The organism is Xanthomonas sp. LF02-5, from assembly GCF_034105325.1.
In the GTDB taxonomy this organism is placed as follows: domain Bacteria; phylum Pseudomonadota; class Gammaproteobacteria; order Xanthomonadales; family Xanthomonadaceae; genus Xanthomonas_A; species Xanthomonas_A sontii.
In genome coordinates, this window is record NZ_JAXGGF010000002.1 from 408143 (window position 1) to 420000 (window position 11858).

Annotated in this window: 6 protein-coding genes, 2 tRNA genes and 2 rRNA genes (1 of these 10 cut by a window edge); 6 read left to right on the forward strand and 4 right to left on the reverse strand. The window is 65.0% G+C overall.

Annotated features, from left to right (window positions below; all coding sequences use genetic code 11):
- Positions 1-38: 38 nt before the first annotated feature.
- From SLW52_RS07845 to SLW52_RS07870, 6 genes are all read left to right on the forward strand, one after another.
- Positions 39-1097 carry a glycoside hydrolase family 5 protein gene (locus tag SLW52_RS07845; RefSeq protein ID WP_320739914.1) on the forward strand — a complete coding sequence of 353 codons (1059 nt, stop codon included), beginning with the start codon at positions 39-41 and terminating at the stop codon, positions 1095-1097.
- Between the two features lie 259 nt (positions 1098-1356).
- Positions 1357-2409, forward strand: a complete 1053-nt coding sequence (locus tag SLW52_RS07850) for a glycoside hydrolase family 5 protein (RefSeq protein ID WP_320739915.1) — start codon at positions 1357-1359, stop codon at positions 2407-2409.
- A gap of 352 nt (positions 2410-2761) precedes the next feature.
- Positions 2762-3817, forward strand: coding sequence for a glycoside hydrolase family 5 protein (locus SLW52_RS07855; protein ID WP_320739916.1), 1056 nt, complete (start codon positions 2762-2764; stop codon positions 3815-3817).
- A 106-nt stretch (positions 3818-3923) separates the two neighbouring features.
- The gene (locus SLW52_RS07860) at positions 3924-4799 is read left to right on the forward strand and encodes a methylglyoxal synthase (protein WP_320739917.1); all 876 of its coding nucleotides are present in this window, start codon (positions 3924-3926) and stop codon (positions 4797-4799) included.
- A gap of 151 nt (positions 4800-4950) precedes the next feature.
- Positions 4951-6306: a substrate-binding domain-containing protein gene (locus tag SLW52_RS07865; protein WP_320739919.1), complete on the forward strand. Its 1356-nt coding sequence runs from the start codon at positions 4951-4953 to the stop codon at positions 6304-6306.
- 377 nt (positions 6307-6683) lie between these two features.
- Positions 6684-7784, forward strand: a complete 1101-nt coding sequence (locus SLW52_RS07870; protein ID WP_320739920.1) for an alginate lyase family protein — start codon at positions 6684-6686, stop codon at positions 7782-7784.
- A 547-nt stretch (positions 7785-8331) separates the two neighbouring features.
- Here SLW52_RS07870 and rrf read toward each other — a convergent pair.
- The 4 genes from rrf to SLW52_RS07890 form a co-directional block, all read right to left on the reverse strand.
- Positions 8332-8446 (reverse strand): 5S ribosomal RNA (gene rrf / locus SLW52_RS07875).
- Positions 8447-8601: 155 nt separating this feature from the next.
- Positions 8602-11481: ribosomal RNA gene (locus tag SLW52_RS07880) — 23S ribosomal RNA — on the reverse strand.
- Positions 11482-11704: 223 nt separating this feature from the next.
- Positions 11705-11781, reverse strand: a tRNA-Ile gene (locus tag SLW52_RS07885).
- A 14-nt stretch (positions 11782-11795) separates the two neighbouring features.
- A tRNA-Ala gene (locus SLW52_RS07890) sits at positions 11796-11858 on the reverse strand; it runs 13 nt beyond the window's last position.

An 11858-nucleotide genomic window follows, 5' to 3' on the forward strand; every position in this document is an offset into this window, starting at 1 on the left:
CGCGGACGGCGCCTCCCCTCACTCCAGGAAGCTCCCCCATGCCGCTTTCCTCGTCGTGTTCCCCGCGCTGGCGTTCCCTGCCGCTGGCACTGCTGCTCGCCACCGTCGCCTGCAACGCCGCCGCCGAAGGCCGCAGCGTGCTCAAGTACGCCGGCGTCAACCTGTCCGGCGCCGAGTTCAACTCCGGCAAGAAGCCCGGTGTGCTGTACAAGGATTACACCTACCCGACCGCCAGCGACTACAGCTACTTCGCCAGCAAGGGCATGAACACTATCCGCCTGCCGTTCCTGTGGGAGCGCCTGCAGCCCACCGCCAAGGGCGAGTTCGACCCGGCGCAACTGGCGCTGTTGAAGAAGGCGGTGGAGCAGGCCAAGGCCAACCACCTGTACCTGATCCTGGACCCGCACAACTACGCCAAGTACAACGGCGCGCTGGTCGGCAGCGAGGGCGCCCCCGACGACGTGTTCGCCGACCTGTGGCGGCGCCTGGCCAAGGAGTTCAAGGGCGACGACCACGTCATCTTCGGGCTGATGAACGAGCCCAACGCAGTCTCCTCGACCGACTGGGCCAGCGCGGCGCAGGCGGCGATCGATGCCATCCGCAAGGCCGGCGCCAACAACCTGATCCTGGTGCCGGGCACCGCCTACACCGGCGCGCACAGCTGGCGCAGCACCGCCTACGGCACGCCGAACGCGGTTGCCCTGCAGCCGCTGAAGGATCCGCGCAACCGCATGGCGTTCGAAGCGCACCAGTACCTGGACCGCGACAACAGCGGCACCAAGGGCGAGTGCGTCAGCGCCACCGCCGGCGCCGAGAAGCTGGCCGGCTTCGTCAGCTGGTTGCGCGAGAACAAGAAGGTCGGCTTCATCGGCGAGTTCGCCACCGCGAATACGCCCACCTGCAATCAGGCGCTGGAGAACATGCTCAGCTACATGCAGAAGAACGACGACGTGATTCTCGGTTGGACCTGGTGGGCCGCAGGTGCGTGGTGGAAGCCCGACTATCCGTTCAACGTGCAGCCCGGCAAGGACGGCAGCGAGAAGCCGCAGATGGAGATCCTGTCCAAGTACGCGCGCGAGATCACCGGCAAGAAGTGAGCCGTCGCTGCCGGCGCCGCGTGTCGGCAACGCGGCAACACGCCATGCAACGTGTGCGACGCGCACGCCTGGCATAGCGCATGCAGCGCGATCCAGTACCGGTTCGCGCTGCCAATCGCCGCACAGATCCATGCATGCGCGCACGCAGCGCATCGCCTCGTCCTCGGCAATGCACTACGGTGTCCGCACACCGTAGTCATCAGCCCGGCCTGGCATTTCCTCGGCCGGGTTCCCCCTCTGATGCCGAAGGAGACTCACCATGATCGCGCGCACCTTGCGGCGGCGGTCGCGGCACGCCTGGCGTGCCGCGCTGCTGCTGTGCCTATCCGTTCCACTGTCGTCGCTGCAGGCGCAGCAGTCGCTGCGCTTCGCCGGCGTCAACCTGTCCGGTGCCGAGATCGCGCCGTCGAAGATTCCCGGCATCGTCGGAGTCGACTACACCTATCCGCGCAGCAGCGACTACACCTATTTCGCCGGCAAGGGCATGAACCTGCTGCGCCTGCCGGTGCGCTGGGAACGCCTGCAGCCGCAACCGCGCGGCCCGCTCGACGCCGCGCAACTGGCGCTGATCGACGACGCCGTGCAGCAGGCCAAGGCGCAGGGCATGTACGTGATCGTGGACATCCACAACTACGCGCGCCGCGACGGCCGCCTCATCGGCAGCAGCGGCCTGCCGGTCGCCGCCTTCGTCGACCTGTGGCAGCGTCTGGCGCGCGCCTACGGCAGCGACAATGCGGTGGTATTCGGGCTGATGAACGAGCCGCACGGCATCAGCCCGGCCGCGTGGGCCGCCGCCGCGCAGGCCGCGGTCGATGCGATCCGCGCCACCGGCGCCAGCAACCTGGTCCTGGTACCGGGCGCGCTGTGGACCGGCGCGCATAGCTGGTACACGCCAGTGGACGGCACCTCGAACGCCAGCGCGCTGGCCACGCTGCACGACCCGCTGCAGCGCGTGGCGATCGAAGTGCACCAGTACCTGGACGCCGATTCCAGCGGCACCAGCCCGGTCTGCGTGAGCGACGACATCGGCGTCCAACGCCTGCGCGCCTTCACCGATTGGCTGCAGCAGACCGGCCATCTCGGCTTCCTCGGCGAATTCGCCGCCGCCGACAATCCCACCTGCCGGCGCGCGCTGGACGGCATGCTGGCCGACATCGCGCAGCACCCGACGCTGTGGCTGGGCTGGAGCTACTGGGCCGGCGGCGCCTGGTGGCGCGCCGACTATCCGTTCAACGTGCAACCCGACGCCGACGGCCACGACCGTCCGCAGATGGCGATCCTCGCGCCCTGGGCGCAGCGCATCACGCGCTGAGCGCGGCGCATGCGTGACAACGCCGTGGCGCACGTCGACAACTAGGCACCTCCAAGTCACGTCGGGACATGTCTGCGAGGGACGGCGCGTGCCCTTTCACCGGCTCAGCGGCAGCGGACTTTTGCCTGGGCACGCGCCGTTGCGGGTTTAAGCCTCTCCTACAGAGCGACGTGCATCCGCCGGGTTGTACGCAAGCAGGTGATTGAAGGTGCCCGCATGGCGTGCGACGTGCAATGCGTCGCATATTTCCGATGACCTCGATCGCTCTGGCATGACGGTTGCAGCGTGGTGCACGGCCGCGCACGCCGCATCGTGGCGTCGCCTGCCGCTCTTTCCCCACGAAGGATCCGTCATGCCACGCTATTCCCGTTTTTTCCGCTCCCCGCAATGGCGGCAGCGCGCCGTGTTGTGCCTGCTCGTGGCCGCCTGCGCGCCGTTCGCAAACGCCCAGCAGACGCTGCGCTATGCCGGCATCAACCTGGCCGGCGCCGAGTTCAACTCGGCGAAGAAGCCCGGCGTGCTGTTCAAGGACTATGTGTATCCCACCGACGCCGACTATGCGTACACCGCGACGCAGGGCATGAACATCGTGCGCCTGCCGTTCCTGTGGGAGCGGCTGCAGCCGCAAGCCAACGGCCCGCTCGACCCCGCGCAACTCGACGCGCTGCGCACCGCGGTCGAACGCGCCAGGCGCTACAACCTGCAACTGATCCTGGACGTGCACAACTACGCCAAGTACGACGGCGTGCGCATCGGCGGCGACGCGGTACCGGCGGCGGCGCTGGCCGATCTGTGGCGGCGCCTGGCGCTGGTGTTCGGCAACGATGCCAGTGTGGCATTCGGGCTGATGAACGAGCCCAACGGCCTCGCCTCCGGCGATTGGGCGGCCATCGCGCAGGCGTCGATCGATGCGATCCGTGGCACCGGCGCCGACAACCTGATCCTGGTGCCAGGCACCGCCTTCAGCGGCGCGCACAGCTGGAACAGCACCTGGTACGGCGTGTCCAACGCGCAGGGCTTGCTGACGGTCCACGACCCCGCCGGCAACCTGGCGTTCGAAGTACACCAGTACCTGGATCCCGACTCCTCCGGCACCAGCGCCGCCTGCGTCAGCACCAGCATCGGTGCGGAACGCCTGCAAGGATTCACCCAGTGGCTGCGCGCCAACGGCTATCGCGGCTTCCTCGGCGAGTTCGGCGGCAGCAGCGATCCCACCTGCCTGGCCGCGCTCGACACCATGCTCGGCTACGTCCACGACAACGGCGACGTCTGGCTAGGCTGGACCGCCTGGGCCGGCGGCGCGTGGTGGCGCAGCGACTATGCGTTCAACCTGCAGCCGGACAAGAGCGGCGCCGACAAGCCGCAGATGGACGTACTGGCGGTGCGCGCCCAGCAAGTTACGCAGTGACCGCGGCAACGCCGGGTCCGCAGCAGCGGCCCGGCGATCGCACGGCGATTGAGTCGACACCGCGATCGGGCGCAGACTGTCGCACCTTTCCCGCACGGATCGACGCATGCGCCTGGGCCTGGCCGCCAACCGACTGCACCACCAGGGCAAGGATGCCGCGCTGTTCCGCTGGCTGCGCGCCAGCGAGGCCGGCATCCGCGAGCTACAGCTCGGCCTGCACGCGGTCGGCCGTACCCACGAGGCGATCGTTCGTGCCGGCCTGCTGGCCGGCCATGCCGGCCTCAGGCGCTACCCGTTCGGCCGCGAGGGCGGACTGATGAAGCTGGTGGCCGAGGTCGTGGGCCTGGAAGGCGCCGAGCGGACCCTCGACGGTGCCATCTACCTGATCGATCCGGTCGACCCGTCCTCGATCTTCCCCGAGGCGATCGCGCTCAAGCGCCAGTGCGTGATCCACGGCAAGCCGTTCATTTCCACCGTGGCCAGCGCCCGCGATTGGGTGGAGATGGAGCGCGTCCACGCCGGGCTGGCCGCCGACGCCGGCGCCGACGACCTGTACGCGCTGCAGCGGCAGACCCTGGCGCTGATCGCGCACGATGCGATGAAACCGCAGATGCTGGCCTTCGCCAGCGAACATTTCGATCTGCTGTCGCGCTTCGCCGAGCGCGTGGCCACCGGCACCACCGGGCAGCGGCTCAACGAACTGGCCTGGAGTCGCGGCTGGCCGCAGGGCCAGGCGTGGGTGCACCGCTATCAGAGCGGCCCGATGGGCGGCGACGCGCAGATCGCCGATCGCGTGCTGGAACGGCGCTGCCACCGCGCGATCTTCTTCGAGGATCCGCACGTCGCGCGCCAGCACGAGGCCGACATCCAACTGCTGGAACGCGCGGTGACCACGGTCACTGACAGCGCCGTGTGCATCACCTCGCCGGCGAGCGCCGCACGCTGGGCGCAGGCCGCCGCACGCCGGCTCGGATCGGCCTGAGGTTTTCGACGCGCGCGATCGCGTCGCGCGCGGACCACTGACAGGACACGCCGCGACGCCGCGTTGTCGTGCGTGACCATGCGCACAGTCACTGCGATGTCACGCCGATCGCCAACACTGCCGCGCCTGTCCAGATCCCAGGGGGGATCCCATGTTGCGTTTCACCCTGCGCCTGCTGCTGCTCGGCGCAGCAGCGCTGTGCGCGCTGCCGTCCGCGTCCGCGCAACCGGCCGAGCGCTTGCGCGTACACGGCTCCAACAGCCTCGGCGCGCGGCTGATGCCGGCGCTGGTGGAAGCCTGGCTGCAGAGCATGGGCTACCGGCAACTGCAACGTCGTCGCGTCGATGCGACGACGCTGGAGATCGCCGCGGTGCGCGACGATGCGCCGCTGGTGGTCGAGATCGCCGGCACCGGCTCGGCCGCCGGCATCGCCGACCTGGTGCATGGCGACGCCGAGCTGGCGATGCTGGCGCGTCAGCCCGATGCGCGCGAACGCGAGGCCGCCTGGCAGCTCGGCGACCTGGGCTCGCCGGACCAACAGTTCGTCGTCGCCCTGGATGGCGCGCGGGTGCTGGTCGCCGCCGACAACCCCATCGCCACGCTGAGCGTCGTGCAGCTGCGCGACATCCTGAGCGGCCGGACCACGCGCTGGTCGCAACTCGGCGGCGCGGACCTGCCGATCGCGCTGCACCGCAGTGCCATCCCCGGCGGTCTCGACGACTTCCTGCGCGAACGCCTGGGGCTGCCGGCGGTGCGCATGCCGGGGAACGTCCTGCATGCCGACCTGGCCGAGGCGGCACGCGCCGTCGTCGGCCATTCCGACGCACTGGCGATCGTCGGGTTGACCACGCCGGTGCCGGCCGGCACACGTGCGCTGGCCATCGCCGACGGCGGTATCGCGGTGCTCCCGACGGCAGCAGCCGTGCGCGGCGAGGACTATCCCTTGGTCCAGCGCTATAGCCTGTACGGCGGCCAGATGATGTCGGCGCTCGGCCGCAGCCTGGCCCTGTACGCCCTCGGTCCGCAGGCGCAACAGCTGGTGCGCCGGCTTGGCCCGGTTTCCATGGCGATCGACGTCGATCCGGCCACGCCGCAGAGCGGCGCCACCGCTGCCCGCGCGGATGCTACCTACGCGCAGGCCAGCACCGGCGCCCGGCGCCTGACCACCACGCTGCGTTTCAGCCTGCAGTCGCTCAATGGCATGTACGAAGCGCGCAGCGCCCAGGATCTCGACCGATTGGTCGCCTTCATGCAACAGCCGGCGATGCACGGCCGCGCCCTGGCGGTGATCGGCTTCGCCACGCCGGACAGCGCCAACCGGCTGTACCCGACCATCGCCAGCAACGACCGCGCCGACGTCGTCGCCGCCTACCTGGTGCAACGCGGTGTCGCCGTGGAACGGGTACGCGGTCTCGGCGCACTGCATCCGCTGATCGGCGGCGAAGACGCCGCGGCCAAGGCGCGCAACGAGCGCGTCGAACTGTGGTTGCTGGATCGGGCGCGATAGGGCAGTCGGAGCGTGGTTGCGGCCGGTTGGGCACGACATCGCTCGGCCGCTCGTCCCCTTCGGAACCTTTCCCCCGAAAAGCAGGCCGTGGTCCGGGGAGGAGAAGGGAAGCCAAAGCCCCTCTCCCGTCGGGAGAGGGGTTGGGGTGAGGGTACGCAGCGCGAAGCGCCCTCACCGGCGCAAGCTGGGAGGTTAGCGCGTTGTTAGGCATTGGCAGCCGCGCGCGTGACGCCGCGCTGGCGCCGATACGACCCGTCGCCATCCGCGCATCAGCGAGCGCATGCTGGCGACCGTGCTCCCGGACTCGGGCCATCCGGCGTTCACCGCATCGCGCCTACAGTCGCCCGACACCCTCGCCAGCGCTTCCGGAGATCGCCATGCTTCGCTCATCGCACGCCGGTCTCGGCGTGGTGCTTGCCGGACTCCTGCTGACCCACAGCACGCCTGCCGCCGCGGTGCAGCGGCTGTGGCCGACCGCGGAGCAATGGCAACAGTTGCACGCGTCAGCCGCCACCGATCCGGCCTGGCGGCAGGTCGAGGCGGCGCAGGCCCGGCTGGCCGAGATGGCACGCACGCAGGGCGCGCATCCGCTCGAGAATCTGAGCACCGGCGGCCGCCTGCGCGGCGATCCAGTGAAGGCGGCGACCGAAACCAGCCTGGGCGACATGCCGCGCATCCAGGCGCTGGCGCTGCGCTACGCCCTGGACGGCGAGCGCGCCGACGCGCTGGCCGCCGGCGACCAGCTCGCGCAATGGGCCGCGCGCAATGTGCCCAACGGCAACCCGATCGACGAGACCGGGCTGGAACCGGCGATCTTCGCCTACCGCATCGTCCGCCCGGCGCTGCCGGACGCGCAACGCCGCGCCATCGATGCATGGATGCGCAAGATCGCCGATGCCGAAATCGGCTCGCGCGATCTCAAGCGCAAGACCGCCACCAACAACTGGCACAGCCATCGGCTGAAGACCGTGGGCATGATCGGCGCCGCGCTCGACGACGCCCGGCTGCTGAACTACGCCCGCACCGGCTTTCGTCAGCAGATCGCCGACAACCTGTTGCCCGACGGCCGCAGCATCGACTTCGTCGAGCGCGATGCGCTGTCCTACCACGTCTACGACCTGCGTCCGCTGGTGACGCTGGCACTGCTGTTCTCCGAACGCGGTGAGGATCTGTACCACTGGCGCGCGCCGAACGGCGCATCGCTGGCGCGCAGCGTCGACTGGCTGCTGCCGTATCTGCGCGGCGATCGCAGCCACGCGGAGTTCGTCGGCAGCCAGGTGCCGTTCGACAAGGCGCGCTCGGACAACGGGGAAGCGGGCCACGTGATCGGCAAGCCGTATGCCGCGGAGGGGGCGGAATCGCTGTTGGTGCTTGCTGCGGCCTACGATCCGGCGTGCGTGCAACTGGCGCGGCAACTCGGACACGGGACGCCACCCTGGCGCCTGGCGATCAGCACATTGCCCGATTCACCGCGCTAGCTTCCGTCGACTCCGACGGCATCAGAGTGCAGGTGCTCAGCCACGGCATCACGGAGGGTCCGCGACGCGACAGGTCTCGATGCGAGCCATCGCACATCGCATCGCGCGGCACAGCGGCGCGGGAGGTGGTCCAGCGGTTTGGCCTTATCAGCCCCTGCGGGGCACCTTCCTCCGCAAAGAGGGCCATGGTCCCGGCGGAAGAAGGAAGAACCGAGCCCCTCTCCCCCCGGGAGAGGGGTTGGGGTGAGGGTACGGGGCGCGCAGCGCCTCGCCGATCGGTCATTGCGAGGCTTCGCCCGCCCCCTCATCCGCCCCTGCGGGGCACCTTTCCCCGCAAAGGGGGCCATGGTCCCGATGGGAGAAGGAACAACCGAGCCCCTCTCCCGCCGGGAGAGGGGTTGGGGTGAGGGTACGGGGCGCAGCCCCCGGGTGGCATGTCGCCGCGGGGCGTGCGCCCGGCCTTCCATCGCCTGGGCGCGTCGTGTTGGTTTTTCGCCCGCGCAATAAAAAATCCCCGTCCTTGTGGGACGGGGATTTGGGGTAAAGCCCCTGGCGATGACCTACTCTCGCATGGCTTGAGCCACACTACCATCGGCGCAGCTGCGTTTCACTTCCGAGTTCGGGATGGGATCGGGTGGTTCCACAGCGCTAATTTCACCAGGGAGACGGTTGGAGTGTCGCCGCGTGCGTGTTCTCGGTTGTTGGACCGAGGACGGCAGGGCGCCAGCCTCTCATGGGGTGTGATGTAGCGAGCGAGTGAGAGCGATCGACGTGTGTCGCGCTAAGGGATGCTTATGAGGAAGCATCTTGAGGTTATATGGTCAAGCCGCACGGATCATTAGTATCAGTTAGCTCAATGCATTGCTGCACTTACACACCTGACCTATCAACCACGTAGTCTACATGGTTCCTTTAGGGGACTTGTGTCCCGGGAGATCTCATCTTGAGGCGCGCTTCCCGCTTAGATGCTTTCAGCGGTTATCGCTTCCGAACATAGCTACCCGGCAATGCCACTGGCGTGACAACCGGAACACCAGAGGTTCGTCCACTCCGGTCCTCTCGTACTAGGAGCAGCCCCTCTCAAATCTCCAACGCCCATGGCAGATAGGGACCGAACTGTCTCACGACGTTCTGAACCCAGCTCGCGTACCACTTTAAATGGCGAACAGCCATACCCTTGGGACCGACTACAGCCCCAGGATGTGATGAGCCGACATCGAGGTGCCAAACACCGCCGTCGATATGAACTCTTGGGCGGTATCAGCCTGTTATCCCCGGAGTACCTTTTATCCGTTGAGCGATGGCCCTTCCATACAGAACCACCGGATCACTAAGACCTACTTTCGTACCTGCTTGATCCGTCGATCTTGCAGTCAAGCACGCTTATGCCTTTGCACACAGTGCGCGATGTCCGACCGCGCTGAGCGTACCTTCGTGCTCCTCCGTTACTCTTTAGGAGGAGACCGCCCCAGTCAAACTACCCACCATACACGGTCCCCGATCCGGATTACGGACCTAGGTTAGAACGTCAAGCACGACAGGGTGGTATTTCAAGGATGGCTCCACTGCAGCTAGCGCCACAGTTTCATAGCCTCCCACCTATCCTACACAGACGAACTCAACGTTCAGTGTAAAGCTATAGTAAAGGTTCACGGGGTCTTTCCGTCTTGCCACGGGAACGCTGCATCTTCACAGCGATTTCAATTTCACTGAGTCTCGGGTGGAGACAGCGCCGCTGTCGTTACGCCATTCGTGCAGGTCGGAACTTACCCGACAAGGAATTTCGCTACCTTAGGACCGTTATAGTTACGGCCGCCGTTTACTGGGGCTTCGATCAAGAGCTTCGCCTTGCGGCTGACCCCATCAATTAACCTTCCAGCACCGGGCAGGCGTCACACCCTATACGTCCACTTTCGTGTTTGCAGAGTGCTGTGTTTTTGATAAACAGTCGCAGCGGCCTGGTTTCTGCGACCCTCTTCAGCTATAGCTCGCACGAGCCACCAAAAAGGGTGCACCTTCTCCCGAAGTTACGGTGCCATGTTGCCTAGTTCCTTCACCCGAGTTCTCTCAAGCGCCTGAGAATTCTCATCCTACCCACCTGTGTCGGTTTACGGTACGGTCTGCGTAAGCTGAAGCTTAGGAGCTTTTCCTGGAAGCGTGGTATCAGTGACTTCGTCTAAAAGACTCGTCTCGGTGCTCGGTCTTAAAGGATCCCGGATTTGCCAAAGATCCAAACCTACCGCCTTTCCCCGGGACAACCAACGCCCGGTACACCTAACCTTCTCCGTCCCTCCATCGCACTTACGCGAGGTGCAGGAATATTAACCTGCTTCCCATCGACTACGGCTTTCGCCCTCGCCTTAGGGGCCGACTCACCCTGCGCCGATTAACGTTGCGCAAGGAAACCTTGGGCTTTCGGCGTGCGGGTTTTTCACCCGCATTGTCGTTACTCATGTCAGCATTCGCACTTCCGATACCTCCAGCAGACTTCTCAATCCACCTTCGCAGGCTTACGGAACGCTCCTCTACCGCGCATCGCTTATCGCGATGCACCCCAAGCTTCGGTTCACTGCTTAGCCCCGTTAAATCTTCCGCGCAGACCGACTCGACCAGTGAGCTATTACGCTTTCTTTAAAGGGTGGCTGCTTCTAAGCCAACCTCCTGGCTGTCTATGCCTTTCCACATCGTTTTCCACTTAGCAGTGAATTTGGGACCTTAGCTGTGGGTCTGGGTTGTTTCCCTTTTCACGACGGACGTTAGCACCCGCCGTGTGTCTCCCATACAGTCCGTCTCGGTATTCGGAGTTTGCAATGGTTTGGTAAGTCGCGATGACCCCCTAGCCATAACAGTGCTCTACCCCCGAGAGGATACATATGAGGCGCTACCTAAATAGCTTTCGAGGAGAACCAGCTATCTCCGGGTTCGATTAGCTTTTCACTCCTAATCACACCTCATCCCCTACCTTTGCAACGGGAGTGGGTTCGGGCCTCCAGTCAGTGTTACCTGACCTTCACCCTGGGCATGACTAGATCACCCGGTTTCGGGTCTACTGCCCGCGACTATGCGCCCTTATCAGACTCGGTTTCCCTTCGCCTCCCCTATACGGTTAAGCTTGCCACGAACAGTAAGTCGCTGACCCATTATACAAAAGGTACGCAGTCACTCTTGCGAGCTCCTACTGCTTGTACGCACACGGTTTCAGGATCTATTTCACTCCCCTCTCCGGGGTTCTTTTCGCCTTTCCCTCACGGTACTGGTTCACTATCGGTCGGTCAGGAGTATTTAGCCTTGGAGGATGGTCCCCCCATGTTCAGACAGGGTTTCACGTGCCCCGCCCTACTCGTCTTCACTGGTATGGCCCTTTCAAATACAGGGCTATCACCTTCTATGGCCAACCTTTCCAGGTTGTTTTTCTAAAACCATACCAGCTTAAGGGCTAGTCCCCGTTCGCTCGTCACTACTTAGGGAATCTCGGTTGATTTCTTTTCCTCCGGTTACTTAGATATTTCAGTTCACCGGGTTCGCTTCCAGCAGCTATGTATTCACTGCAGGATACTGCCGAAGCAGTGGGTTTCCCCATTCGGACATTGCCGGATCAAAGCTTGTTGCCAGCTCCCCGACACTTTTCGCAGGCTGCCACGTCCTTCATCGCCTCTGACCGCCAAGGCATCCACCGTGTGCGCTTATTCGCTTGACCATATAACCTCAAGTTGCCTCAAGGTCATATTCAGTCCAGGGGTACAAAGCCTGGACGCGAACTATAACGACTCAATTTCTAGGGACTCGAGGTCCCCGCCTTAGCCACAACGACACGTCGAGAAGTGTGTTCTCAAACGCTCGCTACATCACAAATTATTAAAGAACAACGCTACGGCCTCAACGCCGAGCATCTAAATTCTTAGTGTGCGATACATTCAGAGTGGTGGGTCTGGGAGGACTCGAACCACCGACCTCACCCTTATCAGGGGTGCGCTCTAACCACCTGAGCTACAGACCCAAAGTCTTCGTCAGTGGTGGAGCCAGTCGGGATCGAACCGACGACCCCCTGCTTGCAAAGCAGGTGCTCTCCCAGCT

Excerpts from the sequence above, each read along its gene's own strand:
- SLW52_RS07845 (WP_320739914.1), top strand. The coding sequence starts at position 39 with ATGCCGCTTTCCTCGTCGTGTTCCCCGCGCTGGCGTTCCCTGCCGCTG.
- SLW52_RS07860 (WP_320739917.1), top strand. The coding sequence starts at position 3,924 with ATGCGCCTGGGCCTGGCCGCCAACCGACTGCACCACCAGGGCAAGGAT.
- SLW52_RS07850 (WP_320739915.1), top strand. The coding sequence starts at position 1,357 with ATGATCGCGCGCACCTTGCGGCGGCGGTCGCGGCACGCCTGGCGTGCC.
- SLW52_RS07855 (WP_320739916.1), top strand. The coding sequence starts at position 2,762 with ATGCCACGCTATTCCCGTTTTTTCCGCTCCCCGCAATGGCGGCAGCGC.
- SLW52_RS07865 (WP_320739919.1), top strand. The coding sequence starts at position 4,951 with ATGTTGCGTTTCACCCTGCGCCTGCTGCTGCTCGGCGCAGCAGCGCTG.
- SLW52_RS07870 (WP_320739920.1), top strand. The coding sequence starts at position 6,684 with ATGCTTCGCTCATCGCACGCCGGTCTCGGCGTGGTGCTTGCCGGACTC.